23 protein-coding genes and 2 tRNA genes are annotated in these 21,725 nt (G+C 62.0%); 5 read left to right on the forward strand and 20 right to left on the reverse strand.

Features of this window, described 5'->3' with window-relative positions:
• Window positions 1–78: 78 nt before the first annotated feature.
• The 12 genes from HB676_RS13385 to HB676_RS13440 all read right to left on the reverse strand — a co-directional run bounded on the left by HB676_RS13385 (window position 79) and on the right by HB676_RS13440 (window position 11,606).
• On the reverse strand, window positions 79–489 hold the full coding sequence (locus HB676_RS13385; RefSeq protein ID WP_213738292.1) for a hypothetical protein: 411 nt from the start codon (window positions 487–489) through the stop codon (window positions 79–81).
• Between the two features lie 114 nt (window positions 490–603).
• Window positions 604–1,602, reverse strand: coding sequence for a GTP-binding protein (locus tag HB676_RS13390; protein ID WP_213738293.1), 999 nt, complete (start codon window positions 1,600–1,602; stop codon window positions 604–606).
• Entirely contained in the window at window positions 1,595–1,924 is a 330-nt protein-coding gene (locus HB676_RS13395; protein WP_213738294.1) for a hypothetical protein, read from the reverse strand. The genes HB676_RS13390 and HB676_RS13395 overlap by 8 nt, the downstream gene beginning before the upstream one ends.
• A gap of 27 nt (window positions 1,925–1,951) precedes the next feature.
• On the reverse strand, window positions 1,952–2,833 hold the full coding sequence (locus HB676_RS13400; RefSeq protein ID WP_213738295.1) for a polysaccharide deacetylase: 882 nt from the start codon (window positions 2,831–2,833) through the stop codon (window positions 1,952–1,954).
• 234 nt (window positions 2,834–3,067) lie between these two features.
• Window positions 3,068–4,642 carry a GMC family oxidoreductase gene (locus tag HB676_RS13405; RefSeq protein WP_213738296.1) on the reverse strand — a complete coding sequence of 525 codons (1,575 nt, stop codon included), beginning with the start codon at window positions 4,640–4,642 and terminating at the stop codon, window positions 3,068–3,070.
• A gap of 5 nt (window positions 4,643–4,647) precedes the next feature.
• Window positions 4,648–5,181: a gluconate 2-dehydrogenase subunit 3 family protein gene (locus HB676_RS13410; RefSeq protein WP_213738297.1), complete on the reverse strand. Its 534-nt coding sequence runs from the start codon at window positions 5,179–5,181 to the stop codon at window positions 4,648–4,650.
• A 155-nt stretch (window positions 5,182–5,336) separates the two neighbouring features.
• A complete protein-coding gene (locus tag HB676_RS13415; RefSeq protein ID WP_213738298.1) occupies window positions 5,337–6,671 on the reverse strand; it encodes an MFS transporter in 1,335 nt (444 codons plus the stop codon).
• Window positions 6,672–6,706: 35 nt separating this feature from the next.
• On the reverse strand, window positions 6,707–7,186 hold the full coding sequence (locus tag HB676_RS13420) for a (2Fe-2S)-binding protein (RefSeq protein WP_213738299.1): 480 nt from the start codon (window positions 7,184–7,186) through the stop codon (window positions 6,707–6,709).
• Between the two features lies 1 nt (window position 7,187).
• Entirely contained in the window at window positions 7,188–9,479 is a 2,292-nt protein-coding gene (locus HB676_RS13425) for a xanthine dehydrogenase family protein molybdopterin-binding subunit (RefSeq protein ID WP_213738300.1), read from the reverse strand.
• Complete coding sequence (locus tag HB676_RS13430; RefSeq protein ID WP_213738301.1) at window positions 9,476–10,345, reverse strand: xanthine dehydrogenase family protein subunit M; 870 nt, start codon at window positions 10,343–10,345, stop codon at window positions 9,476–9,478. Before HB676_RS13430 ends, HB676_RS13425 begins: the two co-directional genes overlap by 4 nt.
• Window positions 10,342–10,806, reverse strand: coding sequence for an SRPBCC domain-containing protein (locus HB676_RS13435; RefSeq protein ID WP_213738302.1), 465 nt, complete (start codon window positions 10,804–10,806; stop codon window positions 10,342–10,344). Before HB676_RS13435 ends, HB676_RS13430 begins: the two co-directional genes overlap by 4 nt.
• Window positions 10,803–11,606 carry an alpha/beta hydrolase gene (locus HB676_RS13440; RefSeq protein WP_213738303.1) on the reverse strand — a complete coding sequence of 268 codons (804 nt, stop codon included), beginning with the start codon at window positions 11,604–11,606 and terminating at the stop codon, window positions 10,803–10,805. The genes HB676_RS13435 and HB676_RS13440 overlap by 4 nt, the downstream gene beginning before the upstream one ends.
• 157 nt (window positions 11,607–11,763) lie before the next feature.
• Here HB676_RS13440 and gcvA point away from each other — a divergent pair, with 157 nt between their 5' ends.
• A complete protein-coding gene (gcvA, locus tag HB676_RS13445) occupies window positions 11,764–12,693 on the forward strand; it encodes a transcriptional regulator GcvA (RefSeq protein WP_213738304.1) in 930 nt (309 codons plus the stop codon).
• A gap of 49 nt (window positions 12,694–12,742) precedes the next feature.
• Here the strand turns inward: gcvA and HB676_RS13450 are convergent, their stop codons facing one another.
• From HB676_RS13450 to HB676_RS13470, 5 genes are all read right to left on the reverse strand, one after another.
• The gene (locus HB676_RS13450) at window positions 12,743–13,393 is read right to left on the reverse strand and encodes a hypothetical protein (protein WP_213738305.1); all 651 of its coding nucleotides are present in this window, start codon (window positions 13,391–13,393) and stop codon (window positions 12,743–12,745) included.
• Window positions 13,394–13,556: 163 nt separating this feature from the next.
• Window positions 13,557–13,630 (reverse strand) — tRNA-Gly (locus tag HB676_RS13455).
• Between the two features lie 335 nt (window positions 13,631–13,965).
• The gene (locus HB676_RS13460) at window positions 13,966–14,154 is read right to left on the reverse strand and encodes a hypothetical protein (protein WP_249780234.1); all 189 of its coding nucleotides are present in this window, start codon (window positions 14,152–14,154) and stop codon (window positions 13,966–13,968) included.
• Between the two features lie 175 nt (window positions 14,155–14,329).
• Window positions 14,330–14,572 (reverse strand): GIY-YIG nuclease family protein, encoded by a 243-nt coding sequence (locus tag HB676_RS13465; RefSeq protein WP_213738307.1) that lies wholly within the window; start codon window positions 14,570–14,572, stop codon window positions 14,330–14,332.
• Between the two features lie 93 nt (window positions 14,573–14,665).
• Window positions 14,666–14,751: transfer RNA gene (locus HB676_RS13470), tRNA-Tyr, on the reverse strand.
• 238 nt (window positions 14,752–14,989) lie between these two features.
• On the opposite strand from HB676_RS13470, the gene rlmB reads away from it, so the two are divergent.
• Window positions 14,990–15,826 (forward strand): 23S rRNA (guanosine(2251)-2'-O)-methyltransferase RlmB, encoded by an 837-nt coding sequence (rlmB, locus tag HB676_RS13475; protein WP_213738308.1) that lies wholly within the window; start codon window positions 14,990–14,992, stop codon window positions 15,824–15,826.
• Between the two features lie 68 nt (window positions 15,827–15,894).
• Here the strand turns inward: rlmB and HB676_RS13480 are convergent, their stop codons facing one another.
• From HB676_RS13480 to HB676_RS13490, 3 genes are all read right to left on the reverse strand, one after another.
• Entirely contained in the window at window positions 15,895–16,392 is a 498-nt protein-coding gene (locus HB676_RS13480) for a hypothetical protein (protein ID WP_213738309.1), read from the reverse strand.
• Between the two features lie 52 nt (window positions 16,393–16,444).
• Window positions 16,445–16,915, reverse strand: coding sequence for a hypothetical protein (locus tag HB676_RS13485; RefSeq protein ID WP_213738310.1), 471 nt, complete (start codon window positions 16,913–16,915; stop codon window positions 16,445–16,447).
• Window positions 16,916–17,074: 159 nt separating this feature from the next.
• Window positions 17,075–17,770 (reverse strand): urease accessory protein, encoded by a 696-nt coding sequence (locus HB676_RS13490; RefSeq protein ID WP_213738311.1) that lies wholly within the window; start codon window positions 17,768–17,770, stop codon window positions 17,075–17,077.
• Window positions 17,771–18,058: 288 nt separating this feature from the next.
• Here HB676_RS13490 and HB676_RS13495 point away from each other — a divergent pair, with 288 nt between their 5' ends.
• The 3 genes from HB676_RS13495 to HB676_RS13505 all read left to right on the forward strand — a co-directional run bounded on the left by HB676_RS13495 (window position 18,059) and on the right by HB676_RS13505 (window position 21,702).
• On the forward strand, window positions 18,059–18,319 hold the full coding sequence (locus tag HB676_RS13495; protein WP_213738312.1) for a hypothetical protein: 261 nt from the start codon (window positions 18,059–18,061) through the stop codon (window positions 18,317–18,319).
• Between the two features lie 1,249 nt (window positions 18,320–19,568).
• Window positions 19,569–20,246 carry a response regulator transcription factor gene (locus HB676_RS13500; protein ID WP_213738313.1) on the forward strand — a complete coding sequence of 226 codons (678 nt, stop codon included), beginning with the start codon at window positions 19,569–19,571 and terminating at the stop codon, window positions 20,244–20,246.
• A gap of 10 nt (window positions 20,247–20,256) precedes the next feature.
• Window positions 20,257–21,702: an ATP-binding protein gene (locus tag HB676_RS13505; RefSeq protein ID WP_213738590.1), complete on the forward strand. Its 1,446-nt coding sequence runs from the start codon at window positions 20,257–20,259 to the stop codon at window positions 21,700–21,702.
• The last annotated feature ends 23 nt before the right edge of the window (window positions 21,703–21,725 follow it).

Here is a 21,725-nt window from a genome sequence, read left to right on the forward strand (position 1 = left end):
GATGATCTGACGCCATAGCGCAACGCGGAGACGCAGGCGAGAGCCGTCTGCGTCAGGTCCGGTATGTCACGCCCGGGATCAGGCCTTGCTCTTTTTGCTAGCCTTCTTGTTGGTGGCCTTTTTGGCCGAAGCAGCCTTCTTCGCCGATTTCTTGGCCGGCGGTTTTGCGGCCTTCTTGGCCGCCTTCTCGGCGAGCTTGGCCTGCTCGGCTTCCGCGGCCTGCTTCAAGTCTTCAGCGGCTTTCTTGACAGCGCGCGCGTAACTGTCGGCGGCGTTCTCGGCCGCGATCTGCATCCGCCGCGCCGCGGCGCCTGCCAATAGCAGCGTATCCTTGGCGGTCTGCTTAAGTTGCGCCTTCGCTGATTTATCCTTGGCCTTGGCGGCCATCTCCATCAACCGTCCCTGACGTTTCCTGGCGGCATCCATCAGCACCTTGTGCTGCGTTTTCGCGATGGACTTGATGACGCCATCGAGATCGGCTTCGGCCATTTTTGATTTCCCGGGATTTGACGAAACAGGATGGAGCGAGCATTTGGAGCGTTTCGCTATAAACAATAACAGCCGCAAAAACAAACCGTTAATGCAGCGGATGATCCGCGTCGATCACGCTGCGATGCCAGCGTTGAGACGGTTGAAGACCGCGAACGAGCGCCGGATCAGATCAGGCTCGATCCCTTCCACGATGAAGACCAGCCGGGACCTGTGGTCGTCACTCGGCCAATGGCCGAGATGGGTCGGGGCATGCACCAGATGCTGCACCCCGTGCACGACGATAGGCCGCTCCTCGCCCGCGAGCGCCAGGATGCCTTTGACTCGCAGGATTCGCTCGCCGTGCCGGTTGAGCAGCATGGTCAGCCAGATGCCGAACGCGGTCCAGTCCAGCGGCTCGTCGACGACGATCGAGAAGGCGCTGACGCCGCGATGCGGTGCCGCCCCCGCGGCAGGCTCCTCGATCGCCTTGAACCCGCCGCCGCTGCCTGATTGCAGGAGAACGGCCGCATCGAGTGTCTCCGCCGCGGAGAGCAGCGGCGCGGTCGGGTTCATGGCGCCAAGCCGGGCCATCAGCCGCGCTGTCACCGGCGCTTCGGCAAGGTCGGTCTTGGTCAGGACAACCACGTCGGCGATCGCGACCTGGCGCACCGATTCAATGTGGCGCTCGAGTTGAAGCATCCCGTTGACCGCGTCCACCGTGGTGACGACCCCGGCGGCGCGAAAATGGTGGCGCAGGACTGGATCGGCCTTGAGCGTCGAGAGCACCGGAAACGGATCGGCGAGCCCGGTGCTTTCGATCACCAGCCGCCGGAACGGCGGTATCGTCCCCCGCTCGCGACGGGAATGCAGGTCGCGGATCGCGCTCGCCAGTTCTCCCCGGACGGTGCAGCATACGCAGCCGGATTTGAGCAGCACCATCTGATCGTCCAGGCGCTCGACCAGAAGGTGGTCGATGCCGATTTCGCCGAGTTCGTTGATGATGACCGCGGTGTCCCCGAGCGCGGGATCGGCCAGCAGGCGGCGCAGCAGCGTCGTCTTGCCCGAGCCGAGAAACCCGGTGAGCAGCGTCACCGGCGTGAAGGCCGGCAAAGCCGATGCGCCCTCACCCATGACCGGCGTCCAATCGCGTGAGAACTTCCAGCGCGAGCGGATCGCAGGGCCGGCCGCACAGTTTTTCCGCCGCCGGCCAGAGATGACCGAGATCCTCGACGATTTCGCTCTTGCCTGTGAAGGTCGACAGCAGAAAGGACGCGCCCTGCCAGTCGGAAAGCCGCATCCCGTAGAGCGCCAGCACCCGGTTGGCGAGACGGACGCGATCGGCACGCTCCCGCCGGCGCGCTACCGGATCGGCATTGCGGGTATAGACGCCGTCGCGCGCCGCCGCATCTGCCCAATGTTCATTGGCGCCGAGAATGCCGCACAGCGAACACATCGTTGCTTCTCCGGCTGTTGGACGAAATTACTTCTTGCGCGGATGTCGCTTGGCGAAATCGTCCGCCATTTCGTTCATGGTGACAAATCGCACGCCGGCATGCGAGGCGATGTGCTTGTAAAATCGCTCCAGCATCATCAGCACCTGAGGCCGGCCTGACACGTCGGGGTGAATGGTGATCGGGAACACGGCATAATCGTTCTCCCGATAGACCCAGTCGAATTGATCACGCCACATCTCCTCGAGATGCCGCGGATTGACGAAGCCATGGCTGTTCGGGCTTTTCTTGATGAACATCATCGGCGGCAAATCATCGAGGTACCAGTTCGCCGGGATCTCGATCAGATCGGTCTCGCCGCCGCGCTTGAGCGGCGTCATCCAGGCCGAGGGATCTTTCGAATAGTCGATCTTGGTCCAGCTATCGCCGACGCGGACGTAATAGGGATGGAAATCATTATGCATCAGCGAGTGATCGTATTTGATGCCGCGTTCGAGCAGAAGTTCGTTGGTCACGGTCGAGAACTCCCACCACGGCGCGACATAGCCGGTCGGCCGCTTGCCGGAGAGTTTCGTCACCAGATCGATACATTTGTCGAGGATGACGATTTCCTGTTCGCGCGTCATCGCGATCGGGTTTTCATGGCTGTAACCGTGGATGCCGATTTCATGGCCGGCGTCGGCGACGGCCTGCATTTCCTTCGGGAAGGTTTCGATGGAATGGCCCGGAATAAACCAAGTCGTCTTGATCCCGAAGCGCTCGAATAATTTGAGCAGTCGCGGGCTGCCGACCTCGCCGGCGAACAATCCGCGCGAAATATCGTCAGGCGAATCCTCGCCGCCATAAGAACCGAGCCACCCGGCCACCGCGTCGACATCGACGCCAAATCCGACAAGAATTTCCTTAGCCATTGATTTTCCTTTTCATTGACCAGCGACTGCGAAGTTTGCCCTGCCCTCGGCAACTGTCGCGCGATCGACGGCGACAGCGTGCGAGTTTGCAAATTTCATTCCAAACAAGCAGCCGGCCACGACCAGCGCCTTCAACCACCCGTGAGCGTGATTGAAGGCGACGATCGAGGATTTATTGGATGTTTTTTGAGCGCCGGATGAGCCGCTATAAGCACCGGCAGCGCTGGCGGCTGGCTACGCCGGCCAGTGCGCGAGCACGTGTTCGACGGCGCGCAGCGTGATGGCGTGCGTCGTGAAGGTCGGGTTGACGCCGGCCGAGGTCGGGAACAGCGTATTGCCCGCGATCATGACGTTCGGGACCTCGTGCGTGATGCCGTAGCTATCGGCCACCGACGTCGTGGGATCCTTGCCCATGATCGTTCCGCCCATGAAGTGCTGGTTGACCAGCGGGCTCGCCCACACTTCGGTGGCGGATGCGGCCGAGACGATCGACTTTCCGACCGTCGAGGCGTGGGTGTAGAGCGCGCGCTCATTATCGGTGAACGCCATCGTCAATTTCGAGAGCGGCAGACCGAACTCGTCCTTGTCGCCGGAAAGCTCGATCCGGTTCTCCGGCCGCGCGATCATTTCGCCGACCATCTGGATGTGCGTGAAGTGCTTCGCCGCGCGCTTCATCCAGGGATCGAGCGCCGCACCGTAGATGTCGGGTCGCGATCCCGCAAAGCCGTTCAGCCCGTTGGGCTTCGCCGCCGGGGCGAGCAGCCATTGATAGCTCGCGAGATAACCCTTCTTGGGATCTTTCTCGTAGTCGTCCTGCGAAACCATCAGGCCGATGCTGGTGCCCTGATAGGCGTCGGTTTCCTCCGCGAACAGGCCGTAAACGTTGAGCGTCGGGTGGACGAGGATGTATTTGCCGACCATGCCGTTGCGGTTCGACAACCCCTGCGGATGCGCTGATGTCACCGAGTTGAACATGATGCGCGGCGTCTGCGTCAGCGCTGCCAGCACGACGAGGTCGGCGTTCTGGACGTGCTGGACGCCTTTGGCATCGACATATTCGACGCCGGTCGCGCGCTTGCCATTCGGCGTGGTCAGCACGCGCGTCACCCGCGCGTTGTTCAGGAGCGCCGCACCATGCGCGAACGCTTCGCGCAGATAGACTGTCTGCGGGTTTGCGAGCGCCCCGGTCGGGCAGCCCGCATCGCACCAGCCGTCGTACAGGCAGGCCGGGCGGCCCTTCTTGTCCTGCGTGTTGATCGCAACCGGCAGCGGGGCCGTGCGCAGGCCCATCTTGTCGAAGCCGCGCTTGAGCATCTGCGCCGCCGGAAACATCGGGAGCCCCGGCATGGTGTAGGGCGTGCCGGCCGGGCGCCAGACTTCGGCCTTCTCGTCGCCCGCGATCCCGACTTCCTCCTGGATGCGATCGTAGTACGGACGCAAATCGGCGTAGCTGATCGGCCAGTCGTTGCCCTGGCCGAAGGAGGACTTCATGTGGAAGTCCTCTTCGTGCAAGCGAAACCAGGCCGCGTAGTGATGCGCCGCAGTCCCGCCGGTCTGCGCGCCGGTCGAGAAATTCGTCCGGATCGCTGGAGAAGTAAGCTGGAGTTCCGCATCGGCCCCGCCCCAATGCAGCGAGCGCGCATGGATATCGGAACTGATCATATCTGGCGGCAGCACCGAGCGTCCGCTCTCGAGGATGACGACCTTCTTGCCTTTAAGGGCCAGTTTCGCCGCGACGAGCGCGCCTGCGGCGCCGGAGCCGACGATAACAGCGTCGACATGCGTGTTGGTTTTCTTTGCCGTGGCCATCATCGTCACCACGTCGCTTGCGGCATGATGTGCGGCATGTAGGGGATGTCGAGGTTTTTGAACCCCTCGGCGGAGCCGTAGACGACGTCGACGCCATCGTTGCGCATCATCCCGTAGAACAGCGGCGCAGCAACCGCGCCCGTGTCCCATGGCTTGATTGTTCCGGTCCGCAGCGCCTCGATGACGCCGTGCTGCGCATCCGGCGAGAGCGAGGCGAACGCGCCGTTGCCCTGCGCGGTCAGCGACGCCGCGAACGCGGCGATCGCGTTGTGGTAATACGGCGCCATCGGTCCGCGAAGCTGGGCGAAGCGCAGCAATAGCCGCGGCGCCGGGCTTGCAAGTTCATGATCGATGTAGTGCGCGACGCCCGCTTCGCGCGCGCCCGGAACGAGGGCGTCGCAGAGGGCCTCGATGATCTTGACCTCGTCGGAAGAGAGAGCCTTGAACGGCAGGTCCAGTGCCCGCGCCTCGCGCGGATTGAAAAGCGAGAGCGGTGCCGCGGCGGTCAATGCGAACGACACACCGCCGGCTTGCAACAAATGCCTGCGATCCATGATGGCTTTTCTCCCCCCAGTGTCCGGGACCGGCCGTCGTTGCGGCCGTCCCGGTAAGCCTGTCTCCGTTCGAACAGCGGAGCTTGGCACGTATCACGTAGCTTATAGGCGCGTGCTTTTTTCGCAAGCGCGACGACGCGTCAGGCCGGCAGCGGATTTCCCTTGGTCTCGGGCAGGAACAGCGTCGCGATGATGCCAACCACATAGATCGACGCCAGCACCATCGCGGCGCGGCCGAAGCCGCCGAACTCCGTGATCATGGTGCCGGCGAGCAACGGCCCCAGGAAGGCAATGAAGCGCGGGGCGTTGAAAGCAAAGGCCAGCGCGGTCGCCCGCATCCGGGTCGGATACAATTCCGGCAGCCAGACCGGCATCCAAGTATATTGCCCGTTGCTGAAGAACGCATTGACCGTCGCCAGCAGCAACAGCAGCTTGAGATCGGTCGTCACGAAGAACAGCACCGGCGTCATCAACAGCGCTATGACCATGAATGTAATGGTCACAACCTTGCGGCCGAACGCATCCATCAAGAAGCCCATGCTGAGATAGCCGAGCACCGAACCGACCGTATAGGCCATGCCGGCGTAGCTTGCCCACTGGGCGGCATTAAAGCCTTCCTTGACGGCCAGCGAGCCGATGAACGGCGGCACCCAGGTCGAGATGCCCCAGAAGCCCACCGTGGTCGTCAACGACATCAGAAAAACGACAATGGTGCGCTTGCGCAGTGTGGCATCGGTAAAGAGATCGAACAGCGTGAACCGCGTCAGCTTTTCGGCGCCTTCGCCGAGCGCAGCACCCGAGCGCTTTTGTTCAATCGCCGCGCGCCGCTTCTGGTTGGTCGCTTCCCAGATTTTCGATTCCGGGATAGCGCGGCGAATCCACAGCGTCAGCAGTGCCGGAAGCACCCCGAGCGCGTACATATAGCGCCAGGCGTCGGGTCCGGCCTGGCTGAGAAACAGCCAGGTGAACGACGCCAGGAAAAAGCCGAGGCCGAGGCCGCATTGCATGATGCCGGCGCCCTTGCCGCGGGCGCGGTCAGGCCACAATTCGGCGAGCATCGAGCTGCCGGTCGCCCATTCCGATCCGATCGCGACGCCGACCGTAAAACGCAGCGCGACGAACGAGATCCAGTCGAAGGAGAAAGCAGAGGCCCCGGTCGCGATCGAATAGGCGATGATCGCGATCACCATGGTGCGCTTGCGGCCGATATAGTCGGCCAGAATGCCACCCAGCAGGCCGCCGATGCCCCAGCCGAGCAGCGTGATCGCAATCACGAAGCCGATATAGGACGGGATCTGCGGATATTGCGCCGGCGCCAGCAACTGGCGCAGCGCCACGCCCGCGGTGAGGATCAGCGCGTAGGTCTCGAACCCGTCGAACAACCAGCCGAGGTTCGAGGCAATCAACGCATTCCATTGCGAACGTGACAGCGCTTTGTACCACGGTCCGTCTGCGGCTATTGCGGTAGTCGTCATCCCTGTTTCCCCAAAATCTTTTAGATTCAAAATCGTTACGCGCGCGCCATCTTGTTTGCAGCGCTTTTCACAGCTTTGATGATCTCGGGATAGGCGGCACATCGACACAGATTGCCTGCCAGATAGTCCCTGATCTCTTCATCCGTGGGCTTCGGCTTCTCCTCCAGCAACTGATGCGTCATCAGGATGAACCCGGACGTACAGAAGCCGCATTGGAACGCCCCCTCTTCGATGAACGCCTCCTGCACCGGGCTGAGGTGAACATTGTTATCGAGATGCTCGACCGTGGTGACGGTTTTGCCGTCGACAAACGCTGCCGGATACAGGCAACCCGACACCGCGGAGCCATCGACGATCACGGTGCAGCAACCGCACAGGCCCTGGCCGCAGCTTTCCCGGGCGCCGTTCAAATTCATCCGGATCAACAGCTCGACGAGATTTTCATGGGTCTCGACCAGCATCTCGGTCTTGCTGCCGTTCAGTTCGAAACTGATCGATTTGGCGTGTTCACTCATCTCACTCTCCGATCGGATTTCCGGCCTTGAGGCGGATGCCTCTCAGCACGCTCTCCGCCGTCAACGGCAGATCGGTCAGGCGAACGCCGACCGCATCGTGGATTGCATTGGCGATCGCCGGCGAAACGCCGAAGGTCGCACTTTCTCCGACGCCCTTGGCGCCGAAAGGTCCGCCGCCCTGTTCCGCCAGCACGATATGGTTCTCGATATCGGGTGGAATGTCGTGGATGCCGGGGATCTTGTAGTCGGCGAACGAGGCGTTCGTGACCTGGCCCGCATCGTATTCCATGTTTTCGAACATCGTGAAGCCAAGCTGCATGATCGCCGCACCCGACAATTGCGTTTCGACGATGTTGGGATTGAGCGGCCGGCCCATATCGGCGACGTTGATGAGCTTGGTCAGCTTCACATGCCCGGTCTCGGTATCCACCTCGATCTCGACGCCGGTGCCGCCAACCATCCAGAACGGCGTGATGTTGTCGGACATGCCGGTCACGCTGTCGGGCGATTTGTAGGTCGGAATGAAGCTGCCGACGCCCATCACGTTGCCGGCCTGCATGCCGTATTTCTTCTTGAATATCTCGCGGGTCTCGATGTTGGCGTTTTCGGGAACGCCGACGCTGCGCGCCATCGCTTCCAGCTTCTGCTTGGCGTCTTCGGCGGCCAGCTTTACCGCATTGCCCATGTGAAAGGTCGAGCGCGAGCCGAGCGTCGCCATGTCGTAAGGCGTAACGTCGGTGTCGGGATGAATCACCCTGACATTCTCCGTCTGCACATTCAGCACTTCGGCGACGATCTGGGCCATCGCGGTGTCGGAGCCCTGCCCCATATCCACCGTGCTCATATAGAGCGCGCAACTGCCGTCGGCGTAGATATTGACGAAGGCAACCGATGTCGTCGGCGAGATCGAAGCCTTGAATCCAACACCTACACCGCGACCACGAAGCACCGTTCCGGTGCCGCGATCGAACGGCGCGGACCAGTTCATCCGCTCGGCGATCTTTTCCAGCACGAGATCGATGGCGGCGTCCTTCATCGCGGTGCCGGTGGCCTGCGGGCGGCCTTCGCGCAGGATGTTCTTGCGGCGAAATTCGACCGGGTCGATGTTGAGCCCGCGCGCGATCAGGTCGGTGTGGCTTTCATAGGCCCAGACCAACTGCGGAATGCCGAAGCCGCGCAACGCGCCGGCCGGCGGCCGGTTGGTATAGAGGGCGTAAGATTCGATCGCGACGTTGTCGATATCGTAGGGGCCGGGCGCGGTGAAGCCGGATTTCTGGGTGACGCGCGGCCCGATATCGGCATAGGCGCCGCCGTTCCAGTAGACCGCGCAACTGCGGCCGGTGACCTTGCCGTCGGCATCGACCGCGCTCTTGATCCGGAACGTGGTGGCATGTTTGCTGATGGTGTAGAATTGCTCTTCCATTGTCAGCGACCATTTGACCGGCCGCTTGGTCATCAGCGCGAGCGCCGCGACCAGCGCTTCGAGCTTGATGTAGAGCTTGGCGCCGAACCCGCCGCCGAGATGCGGCACCTTCACCTGCACTTTGTTCTCGGGCCACCCCAACAGCCGCGATATCTCGATCCGGACGAATGACGGGCTCTGCGACGCCGTATGGATCGTCAGGCCTTCACGCGTCGGCTCCGCCGCCGAAACCATCGGCTCGAGCGGGGTATGCATCACCTGCTGGGTGTGAAATTCATGCTCGAACACGTGCGCCGCGCTGGCGAATGCGCCTTCGACATCGCCGCGCTTGAGATGGAAATCCAGCGCGATATTGGTGTCCTTCTTGCCGTGCAGATGCTTGAGATCGGGAAAGGTGCCGGCCGGCTTGAGAACGTCGTGAACGACGGCCTTCGAATCCATCGCTTCGACTTCGTCGAACACGGCGGGCATTTCCTCGTACTCGACTTCGATCAATTGCGCCGCGCGCTCGGCGATATGCGCGTCTTCGGCCAAGCAAACGGCGACGGGCTCGCCGACATGCCGCACCTTGTCGAGCGCCAGGATCGGTTGGTCGTGGAACGCAGGGCCGTAATACGGCTGCGGAATGTGCTTGCGGATATCCTCGCCGGTATACACCGCGAACACACCCTTGAGCGCCCTCGCCGCTGACGTGTCGATGCTGACGATGCGGCCATGCGCCACGGTGGCGCGCGCCACTTTCGCGATCAGCATGCCCGGCAACCGCAGATTATGGACGTAGTCGGCGCGGCCGGTGACCTTGGCACGGGCTTCGAGCCGGGGAAGCGAACGCCCGACCTGTCCGGCGGGCATCAGGCTGTGAATGGTCATGACTGGGTCGCTCCAACGCTAGCCTGCCGCAAGGCGCGCTTCACATAGACTCGCACCAGTTCGGATTTATACGAAGCCGAACCGCGGGAATCGTCGATGACTTCGGCCTCGGCCATGGCGGATTCGCCGGCACGTTCGAACAGCGCCTCGCTCGCCTGCTGGCCGCGAAGTACTTTCTCGGTCGCAACGAGCCGCGTCAGCTTTTCAGTGGCGGCGCTGATCATCAGCCTGACATCGCCGATGCTGCCGTTCTCGACGCGCAGCGAGCAGGCAATGCCGAGCGCCGGCCAGTCGTCAGCCGATCGCGTCGTGCATTTGAAATAGACCGACGACCACCCCGCCTGGGACGGAACGTCGACAAAGGTGATGAGTTCGTTGCGATCAAGCACGGTCTCATAATAACCGCTGAAAAGTTCTTCGATCATGATCTCGCGCTGACCTGACGGCCCGGCCACGATGGCCTTGGCGCCCAGCGACGACAGCACCGGTGGCAGATCCATATGCGGATCGCCATGCGCCAGATTGCCGCCGAGCCGCGCGACATTGCGCACCCGCACATTCGACAGGTGACGCATGGTCTTTTCGATGACGGGCGCGACCTGACGGACCTCGCCGGAGTGCTCGATCTGCGACAGGCTGGCCAGCGCGCCGATCCGCAAAGTCCCATCGCCGCCGCGTTGGATTCGTGAGTAATCCGCTTCGACCCTTTGCAGGCTGACGAGACGGTTTGGACGGAAAACGCCCGACTTCATCATCAGCATCAGCGCCGTGCCGCCGGAAATCGGCCGAACGTCCGGGTCTTCGGCATCGAGCAGCGCGATCGCCTCGTTGAGCGTCTTCGGCTCCGCCAGTTCAAACGGTGTCATGTTTCGCTCCCGGTATTCGCGGCCTGGAATTTGGCCTGGATGCGCGAGGCGAACTGGCGCTCCATTTCCTTGCCCTTTGATTTCAAAACCGGCTGGCCGAGACTACCGAGCTTGCCGGTCAAAGCAACGTCGAGTTCGTAATTGACGGCGGTGCCGCCGTCCTGCTCGGTCAGATCAGCGGCCGAAGTTGCCGTCAGGCGCCCGACCATGCCGATCGGCGTGCCCTCTACCTTGGCGACAACACGATTGGGTTCGTCGAGTTCGACGATCTCGACGGTGACCGCGAATTTGAACTTGATGTAGGCGACCCGGCTTTCCAGCGTCGCGGTGTAGTGACGGTCGTCGATTTCAACGAGATCCGCCACGCCGTCGACACAGGACGCGAAGAAATGCGCATCGCGCAGCTTTTCGAATACGGCCTGGCGCGGAGCAGGAACGTCGATCTTGCCGGTGAATTTCATGCGCTTGCCTCGATCAGCTTTTCGATTTCGCCGGCAATTTGCACCGGGCACTCCAGCGGCGTCAGGTGCCGGCCACCGGCGATCACGTTCAAGGTCGAGCCGGGGATCCCTTCCTGCAACGCTTTCGACATCGCAATCGGCGTTGCGTAATCCTCCTCGCCGACCGCGATCCGTGTCGGCATCCGCAGCGTGGCGAGCTTGTCACGCAGATCGAAGGCGCCCATCATCCGGCAGGTTTCAGCGTAGGCTTTCGGATCGGTCTTGACGAAGGTCGCGACCGTGCGATCGACCAGATCGGTCTGTTGCGCGCGGAAGGCGTCACCGAACCAGCGGGTATTCTGGAACCCGACAAGGCTCGCCATGCCTTCAGAGACGCCGCGCTGGGCGCGCTCTTCCCACGCCTTCGGGGCGTCGGCGCCATACCACGCTGTCGTGTCGAACAGGCCGAGGCCCGTTGCCCGCGACGGATATTGCGCCGCAAAGGAGAGCGCGACACAGCCGCCCATCGAGGCGCCGGCGACGACCGCCGAGGGCCAGCCGATGGCGTCCATCACGTCGGCCAGATCGTCGGCGAACTGCGTGAGAGAATAAGGCCCGGGCGGTTTCCCCGAGGCGCCGTGGCCGCGGCAGTCGATCGTCAGCACCGCGGCCTTCTTCGAGACGATGTCGGCGACCGGCCGCCAGAATTCACCATCGAGCGCCAGCGAGTGGATCAGGGCGACCTTGCGAGGCTGGCTCGCGCCGGTCACGGCGTATGAAATCGATGTTCCGTCGCGGACGGCGAGAGAGACCTTGTTCATGGGTTGAGAATTCACCTGTCGAAGTGATCCACGCAGCCGTGCACATCACGGGCTGCGGCCACGTCATGCGGTTCTGACGGATCAGGCCGGACGTCTCAATCGACAAATTCTAAGGGAGGCATTAGAAACCCTAATAGCCACCCAGGATATTGAAATCATGCGGAAAAATTTGCCAAGCCTGTCAGCCCTTTATGCTTTTGAGGCTACAGCGCGCCACCTCAGTTTCAGCCGGGCCGCGATCGAACTGAACCTGACGCAGGGCGCGATCAGCCAGCGCATCCGGGCGCTGGAGGAGTTTTTGGGCGACAAGGTGTTCATCCGCGAAAACAACGCCATCCGGCTGACCGAGACCGGCTACGAATATCTGCGCTCGACCCGCAACGTGATCACCGAGATCATGGTCGCGACCGATCGCGCCATCGGCCGCCACCGCGGGGACGAATTGACCATCGGTTGCCTCGGCACCTTCGCGATCAAATGCCTGATTCCGCTGTTGCCGAGTTATCGCGCGAGCCATCCGGATATTGCTGTGCGGCTGCGCACGCTGGTGCCGTTCGGCGATGCGCTGCACGACGACTACGATGTCTCGATTCACTATGGCCTCGACGACTGGCCGGGCATGGCGACATGGAAGATCAATGACGAGGAAGTGTTTCCGGTCTGCAGCCCCAAACTGTTGCATGGGGCTCATCCGCTGCGCGTTCCGACCGACCTGCGCCATCACACGCGCATCCATACCTCGTCGCCCCTGATCCTGCGCGACGATTGGCCGTTGTGGCTGGAAGAAGCCGGCATCCCGCAAATCTCCGCGGCCAGCGAAATCTCCTGCGATCTGCTGTATCCGTCGTTTCAGATGGCGATCGAAGGCATGGGCGTGGTGATGGGGCGCAGCGCGGTGGTCAAATCCGACATCGCGATGGGTAGGTTAGTCGAACCGTTCAAGATCCGGCTGCCCTCGCCCCTCGCCTACCACATCGTCACCGAGGAACACCGCGCCAAGCTGCCGAAGGTGAAATCCTTTGTCGACTGGCTGCTGCAGGAATTTCGGCAGACGATGAGCGAGAAGCCGCGGGGCAGGAATCGGTGAAGCCCCGCGCGTGCCTCGTGGCCTATGCCTTCATCGCTGTCCGTTCCGGTTATTCAACCGGTTTGAACGACGTCGAGATGTCGCGCGCCCGCATCTCCATCACGGGCCCATCGCCATCTTCGTTGCGGGTATAAAGCGGTGTCTTCAGATCGCGCGAATACCACGTCTCTATTCGATTGCTCCCGGCCTTGCCACGGACGGAGCCATGACTCACCTCGATGATCTTCGTCAGCGCGTAAGAGCATCCGCCGACGTCGACATTAACCGCGCCGTCGAACGAGACCGCCGTGTCCATGTCGGCAACAACAGCGCCGTCCTCGCCTTTCACGATCTCCTTGAAATCGAAGGGCTTGCCCAGCGCAAAATAATCCTTGGTCACGTCGATGGAATACGTGCTGACCCGCGCCGCCGTTGCGGCTTCTCCCGAACTGCGGACCTGCATACGGAAGCCGTTCGGATTTGATGCCCGACGCGTAAATTTTGCCGGCGAAAAAAATTCATACACGACGGTCTCGTCGGCCTTGCGGATGACTTGCCGGTGCATCTGGACCGCAAGCGGCTCCTTGTCCTTCCGCGTCGCAGTCCAATCGAAGGTGATCTCGAACGGACGCGTCGTCGATTTGATCACCGCGCAGTCGAGCGGCTCCGCGAACGCGGGCGTGACGAAGAACAAGGCGAGCAAGGGTGCGAGGCGGCGCATCGGGATTCTCCGGAATTCGAGCGTCATGGCGAGCGCGATGGCGTCGCATGCGGTGTTCGTCGCACCATCTGGCCGCAGCGTTCGACCGCTCGCAGCCGTTCGGGCACGAAGCCCATGGCTGCCGTGCACATAAATCGAAGAAATCTGGGCTCTCGGAAACGTTTGGAGCGGGTGAAGGGAATCGAACCCTCGTATTCAGCTTGGAAGGCTGCTGCTCTACCATTGAGCTACACCCGCGTGCGGCCGATCAACTATCACGCCATGCCTGCCGCCTCAACCACCCCCTGACCGTCTTTGGCCATCCTCGGGCCGGACCGGGCCTTAACAGGCGGCGATTTCCTGCCTATATTGGGGTCACCACTAACAACGAAAGGAGGTGATCCAGTGTCTTATACCAAGCGCTGTCACCTCGCTGGGATCGCCCGCTAAGCCCGTTTGGCTTGGCAACAGGGCGCTCTCAGCGCCTGGACCAGCGAGTGAAAAAAATCGGGGCGCGACGGGAGCCATCCCGCCGCGCCCTTTTTATCGTCTGCGCCATGCTGCGCTGAAATCAATTTCGAAATCCCTGAAAATCAGAAGCCGCCAATGCTGAGGTTGTGCGGACGCGAGCCGCGCCGGGTTTCGGTGATTCGCTCGCCGCCATTGCAGGCCGAACTGCCGTAATAGCGGTGATGGCCCTCGGTATCGCGCCAGTCGCCGGCCTGGGCCGATGTGGGAGCCCGCGCGCTGTCGCAGATGATCGTGGCTGGCTTGTGGTACATGACCCTCTCCATCGCTCGCATTATTGTTGTTGCGTAGTGCCCATCAGTCGCAACGTTTGCGAGGCGCGTTCACGGCGGATCTTAACTATCGCGTTTCCGGAATGTTTCGTTGGGGGTGCTGTGCGGGCGAGACGGTGAAACGAGGCGGTGGCGGTGGGTGCGGTAAGTTTGGGGACTACCAGAGCCGTTTCTTGGCGAAGGCATGACCTGAACCGGATTTCAGATAGCGTTCAAAAGCTTCGGCTTTTTGCCTATCTGAGAACGCCACATACGTCACCAATTTCCTAGGGGCATACTTCGATGTATGCGGCGACTTTCCGGCATTGTGTTCCACAAGTCGCTTCTTGAGGTCAGATGTTACGCCAATATAGCGCTGGCCCAAGGTCGACACGCTTTCCAGCAGATAAACATAATGCATTGGGCGGCCCTCCTTCGCCAAGGCTTCGGAGGGCATCCTGCTTCGCTATCTGGCAGGCGACAATCCTGCGAAGCGCGTTTGCGCGAAGCAGGATGGTGGGGGAAGAAGGACTCGAACCTTCGAAGTCATAAGACGGCTGATTTACAGTCAGCTCCCTTTGCCACTCGGGACACTCCCCCGCTCAACAGCATCGAAACCCACCCGCTAAAATGGCGGCAGATAGGCTACCGATGACGTTAATACCGGGGGCCGATGGCGGGCTCCCGGTCGGCGCGTTTATGGCGGAAGGGCAGTGGCAAAGTCAACCAACGCGGCCAGTTAATCCGAGGCCATTCCGGGGGTTATCAGGCCCTTTGGGACCCCAAATTGCCATTATTCGGAACCCATGACACAAGCTTGGCCCATGAAAGCCTTCCCATGAGCGATCGCGATCGAAAGTCCAAAAAGCCCAACTTCCGGCGCGGCGGCGGCAAAGGCCCCGAAAGGTCAGGTGATTTCGGCCGCCGGCCGGCCCGCCAGAGCCGTGACGCCAGCCCGGACGGCCCGGTCATTCTCTATGGCTGGCACACGGTGGCGGCGGCGCTGGCCAACCCGGAGCGCCAGATCCGCAAGCTGTGGCTGACTGAAAATGCCGCCCGGCGGCTGGCCGACGACAACATCCAGTTGCAGGTCGCCCCGGAGATCGTGCGGCCCGAGGTGATCGACCGCCGGCTCGGGCCGGATGCCGTCCATCAGGGCCTTTTGGCCGAAGCCGAGCCCCTGCCCTCGCCCGATATCGATACGCTGGCACAAGAGGGAATCGTGCTGGTGCTCGACCAGATCACCGATCCGCACAATGTCGGCGCGATCATGCGCTCGGCCGCAGCCTTTGCGGTCAAGGCCATCGTGACCACAGCGCGTCACAGCCCGGAGGCGACCGGCGTGCTGGCGAAATCAGCCTCGGGCGCGCTGGAACTGGTTCCGATGGTCACCGTGTCAAATCTGGCGCGCGCGCTCAACGAGATGAACGACCAGGGCTTCATGACGGTCGGGCTGGACAGCGCCGGCAGCGAAAATCTTGGCACCATCGCCTTGCAGCAGCCGCTGGCGCTGGTGCTCGGCGCCGAGGGCAAGGGCCTGCGGCAATTGACGCGCGAGACCTGCAGCGTAGTGGCGCGGCTCGACATGCCCGGCGAGATCAAAAGTCTCAACGTGTCGAATGCGGCGGTACTGGCGCTCTATATCGGCGCCAGCAAGCTTGGCCTGATGGGCTGAACCTTCTCAAAAAGAAAACGCCCGCTCGCAAGGGCGAACGGGCGTCGATATCTCTCGGTCATACGCGATCAGTAATAGCGACGCAGCACGTGCTCGCGATGGCCATAGTGATGGTAGCCGTAACGCGGGCCGTAAGCGCGCGGGGCGTAGCCGTGATGGTAGCCGTAGCGATAGCCATGCGCATGCCAGGAGCGATAGTGGTGGTGGCCATAGCCGTAGTAGGAGCGATGGTGATAGCCGCCTTCGCGATAGACCGGATAGGGCGCGTAATTGCCGGGGCCGGAATAGGTCGGGCCCTGATCGACATAGTAGTACTGCTGCTGCACCGGCGCCGGGGCCTCTTCATACTGCTGGACCGGATCGGGCAGACGCTCGCGATAACCACCGCAGGGGTTGCAGCCTGAATAGACCGGCTGCGGAGCCACATAGACCTGGGGCTGCGCGCACGGGCTGACATAGGCCTGTCCACACGGCGAGCATCCGCCCAGACCGCATGCCGCCGCGGGCACGGCGCTCGCGGCCACCACGGCCAACGCCGCGACCAATCCTGAAATCATCTGACGCATTTACTCTCTCCTGTGGGTTGTTTCTTGTTGGCAAAGTCTTGGTTGGACAAGTTTACTGCGGAAGCCCTTGCGGGATTTTTGGAAGAGTCCGGGGGTTCCGATACTGAAAGTCCTGCGGCGGCGCTTCGATCACCGCCGGCGGATAGAAAGGAACGGCAGGCTGCACCGGCTGCGGGGTCGATTGCGCCGACCATGATTGATGATAACTCTCGCCCTGCTGCGGCCGGCCATTCGATGGCGGCTCGATTTCCAGGCGGCCATAGCCCGGCACGCGGCCGGAACTCGGATAATAGTGACCGACATGCGGTTCGGGGTCGGCGTAGTGCCCACCGTAGATGGTCGGCTGCACATGGATGCCCTTGCCGAGGCCCCAATCGCCCTCGACGACGGCATAGGAGGCGTCGATGCCGTTAATAAAGACGGGCACGCCGGCACGGCCGGGAATGACGATCACGGGGCCGCTGTCGGCGAACGCCGCCGCGGTGGTCGCGATCAAAAAAGCTCCTGCAAATGCCGCACGCATGACGCCGTGTCCCGATTACAGGCGGCACCCTAATCGAACGCTTGAGAGCAAGAGTTAAGGCCGCCAGCCAAACTGCCGGTAAGCCTAACGCCTAAGCCTTCACGCTCCGTCAATTGCGAGCGATCACGGTATCGGAATCTTAATATCGGTTAACCGGCGTTACACGAACGCCGTCTCGACGATGGTCCGCATGCCGATCGCGATGGTGACGAGGCCGACCGCGCCCTGCAGCCCGCTATTGGCAAATGTCAGCCAGCGCGCGGAGACCGCGAGCGGCACCGCAATGACCGTCGACAGTGCGCCCATTCCGATCATCGAGCCCACGCCAAACAGCGCGACATAACCGAGCCCGACCGCAACACTGGGGGCCTGCGACACGGTGAGCACCAGAAGCGCCGCCGAACCCGCCATGCCGTGCATCAGTCCGACCAGCAGCGTGCGCCAGCGAAAGCCGTGCGCATGCATGTGGGGCGCGCGGGCGTGCGGGACGGCCTCGCCGGCATGGCTGTGCGCGTGGACATGCACGATGCCGTCGCCGTGGCTGTGCTTGTGAAAATGCACGCGGTCGCGCCACAGCCGCCACAATACATGGGCGCCGAGACCGACCAGCATGATGCCGACCGCGGTCTCGATCGGTTGCGACAGATGCTCGGGAATGGCGTGGCCGAGCACCAGCGCAGCACCAGCGAACGCGAACAATGTCAGGGTGTGGCCGAGCCCCCAGGTCAGGCCATGCTTGATGATATCGCCGACATGGGTGCGGCGCGCGGCGATGCTGGAGACCGCCGCGATATGGTCGGCCTCCATCGCGTGCTGCATGCCCAACAGAAACCCAAGCCCCAGAATTCCAAACATGTCTTGCCTGCCCCGCCCCGCCGGAAAATCGGCGGCCCTGCGACTAATTGAACCGGTTCAGGCGATGAATGGAAAGCGTTATTGCAGTTTGTGCCAAGCGCGGCTGGTTTGGCGCAAGATGCGACAAAACGCGCAACGATAAAGCACGTGGCCACCAACCCTCAGAAGAGCTTTGTGGCGCCGGGTTCACGTGCCTCTCACATCCATTTGACCCTGCGGGGGACTTCGGAACCGGCTTGCCTGTCCATACTTGTTTGGGTGCGTTGTCCGAACGAGGAGGAGAAATCCATGACAAAAATGAAGATGATTGGCGCGGCCATCATCCTTTCTTCCGCGATTGCAGGACCCGCGATGGCGCAGCCCGTGGCGTCCCAATACGGTTATGGACAGAGCGCCTATTGCGCGACCCGCGAGCCGGGAAATCCATTTAGCGAGCAAGACGATTACCAGGCGTGGAGCGCCTGGCGAAGCAGAGGTGGCTGGGATAGCCGCGGCGATAACGCTTGCCTTCGCGATCCCCAGATTCACTATCGGCAGGCCGGCTTCTAGTCCGGCCGCGCGATCTCACGGGCGTAAAAAAGGCGGCCTCGCGGCCGCCCCGTTCCACGAGGAGTTTTTGTGCGCGTGGCGCCGCGCGCTTGAGTCTTCGGCCTAAATTATCTGCCAATGCAACTTTTCAAATAGCGTGTTCGCGTATCCCTTTCGGCATCGGCATCGCCTGCGGAAACACCGAGACACCATTCGTAATGAACCGCAAAATCGGTCGACCAGCGCGTGCCCTGAAAATGGCTCGCGCAGGCGGGCTCGATCAATCTGCCGCGCACCTGATTGAGTGCGGCCTTCGCATAGGGTTTGCAAAAAGCGGGATCCGCTGCATGCGCCACGGTCAGCGTTGAGAGAAATACCGACAAGACAAATGCAATAGCGGACGCCGGTCTGTTCGCCATGTTGCCTTTCCAGGATGTCGATTTTCCAAGATACCGATTTTGCTTTGGCGGTCTTGAGACCGCAGCGGGGATCACTGGCAGAGGGAAACTAATCGCGCGTTAAACATCGGTAACCTGCCCCCGCCGCCACGACCGGCGTGTGTCCGAATCACGCGTTGTCATTGTATGCTGAGGCCGCCGCACGCAGCCGGATTGGCAGAGGTAGAGCCAAATTGATCGGCCGCGGAATCTCGCCGGAGGCTGCAAGTGCGCTCAGCCCTTGCTCTATTGATCACGTTGTCGTGCGCCGGATGCGCGGACTTCCAGAAGCTGGTGGCGCAGACGCCCCCGCCGGCCGCTGTGCCGGTTGCGTCTTCCACAACCTCTTCTCCGGCAACCACGTCTGCAACAACCTCCACTGTGCCCCCCAAGCCGCTTCCAGTGGCGGAAACTGTGCCGGCACCCCGGTTCGAATGCAGCGATGGCACGATTTCCAGTTCGCAGGACGCCTGCCAGATCGCGATGGCCCGTGCCCGCCTGCCAGCGTCCAACAGCATTTCCCCAAGCCCTGTTTCCTCAAGTCCGGCGCGGTAATCGGGAACTCTAACACGTAATTTAATGGCAGGGCTGGTGGGCCCTACCTACCTTCCCAGAGGTAGCTAGGTCACGCTTGTTTGAATGCGTGTCAGGCGGGCGCATAGCGCATGCCATCCGGTATTCCCTTGAGTGGCGCTGCCGCGTAATTAACTTCGAAACATTCGGCATTGCAGGGCGTTTGACATATGGTGGCATCAGTCTCGGGCAAACGTACCGCTCCGGCTAGTGAGCGCCCGGGCACCGCGGCTAAATTCGCAGGTGTTGAGGTCCGCTCGATGACAAAATTGCTTCTGATCGAGGACGACGCCGAAACGGCCGAGGAAATCACCGCCGAACTCGCCGATTGCGGCTTTGTCGTCGAATGGGCCTCCAACGGTATCGACGGTCTCGACAAGGCGCGCGCGTTGCGGCCCGATGCGATGATCGTCGATCGGCTGCTGCCGGGCATGGATGGCCTCACGGTGATCGAGGCGCTGCGGAAAGATCAGGTGCGCACGCCCGTGCTGGTGCTGAGTGCGCTCGGTGCGGTCGACGACCGCGTGCGCGGATTGCGGATGGGCGGCGACGACTACCTCACCAAGCCGTTCGCCTTCGTGGAACTGATTGCGCGGATCGAAGCGCTGCTGCGGCGCCCGGCCGAATCGCGCGACCGCACGCTGCGGGCCGGCCCGCTTGAACTCGATCTGATCGAGCGCACCGTCAAGCGCGGAGATCGCGTGATCGATCTGTTGCCGCGCGAATTTCGTCTGCTCGAATACATGATGCAGCGATGCGACCAGTTGCTGACGCGGGCAATGCTGCTCGAGGAAGTCTGGAATTACAAATTCGTCCCGGCGACCAATCTGGTCGATGTGCATATGGGCCGGCTGCGGCACAAGGTCGATGGCCCCGGCGACATCCCGATGATTCACAATGTCCGAGGCACCGGATTCATCCTTCGCACCGGGGTATAAAGTGCCCCGGATGCGGTCGCCGCAGTTCATCCAGTCGACCACCTTCCGCTGGGCACTGACCGTGGCCGGCATATTGGCGATCTTCGTCACCCTGCTGTTCGGCTTTATCTACTGGAAGACCGACAAATATCTGGTGGCGCGATCCGACAGCATGATCGCCGGCAATTTGAATATCATTGCGGCGGTGCCCGAAGAGGATCGCCGATTGCATGCGATCGATCAGCATTTGAAGGAAGATCCTCGCAGCGTTCAGTATGCCGGACTGTTCGATGCGAACGGCGCCAGGCTTGGCGGCAATCTGGAGCGGCTCCCCCCCGATCTCAAGCTGGATGATTCAGTTCAGCGCGTCGCGGTCGAGAAGGTGCTTCCGGACGGCAATGAGGAAAATCGCGTCATCCGCGCCATCGCCAGACTGATGCCAAACGGCAACGTGCTGGTGATCGGACGCGAAGTCGATGAAGCCAATAAAATTTCCCATGTCGTGGGTCTCGCCGTCACGCTCGGTCTGTTGCCGGGCTTCTGCCTGTGCCTGCTTGCCGGAGCGTGGCTGAGCGTGCGCGCCCAGAACCGCGTCGAGGAAATCAACCAGCGGGTCCAGCGCATCATCGCCGGCGATCTGCGCGAGCGGCTTCCCTATCGCTCCGTCGATGAGCCGCTGTCGAAACTGGCGATCATCGTCAACGGCATGCTCGACAAGATGGAGACGATGATCCATGCGCTGGCCGGCGTCGGCAACGATATCGCCCATGACGTGCGAACGCCGCTGACGCGCGCCCGGCTCACGCTGGAGCGCGGACGCACCAACGCCACCTCGCTGGATCAGCTTCAGGACGTCGTCGACCGGTCGATTGCGGGCATCGATCAGGCCCTGACGATCGTGACCGCACTGCTGCGGCTCGCGGAAATCGAAAACAGCCGGCGCTCGGCCGGCTTCGGCGAAGTCGCCCTCGACGACATGCTGGAAGAGATCGGCGATATCTACGAACCGATCGCGGAGAACAAGAATATCGCGCTGCGCATTGAAGCGTCGCGGCACATGACCGTGCGCGGCGACCGCGACCTGCTGGTCGAGGCGGTCGCCAATCTGGTCGACAACGCCATCAAGTTCACGCCGGAAGGCGGCAAGGTCGGTATCGAATTGACGCGCGGCGAAGGCGCTGTCGTCGTGCGCGTCACCGACACCGGTTGCGGCATCAGCGCATCGGAGCGCGATGCCGTGCAGCGGCGTTTCTATCGCTCCGACAAGATCAGAAACACACCGGGCGTCGGCCTTGGCCTCAACCTCGTGACCGCGATCGTGAAATTGCACGGCTTCCGTCTGAAAATCTTCTCCGGCCCGGGTTGCCGCGTGGAGATTATTTGCCCGGATGGACCGACCTGGACGCAATCGGGACTGGCAAGCACACCGATCGAAAACGTGATGCCGTCACCGGCAGCCGTCCCGTCCGGCACGTAACAAGGCCGTCAGCCCCACCGCCA

This window comes from Bradyrhizobium sp. dw_411 (assembly GCF_018449695.1).
Lineage (GTDB): Bacteria > Pseudomonadota > Alphaproteobacteria > Rhizobiales > Xanthobacteraceae > Bradyrhizobium.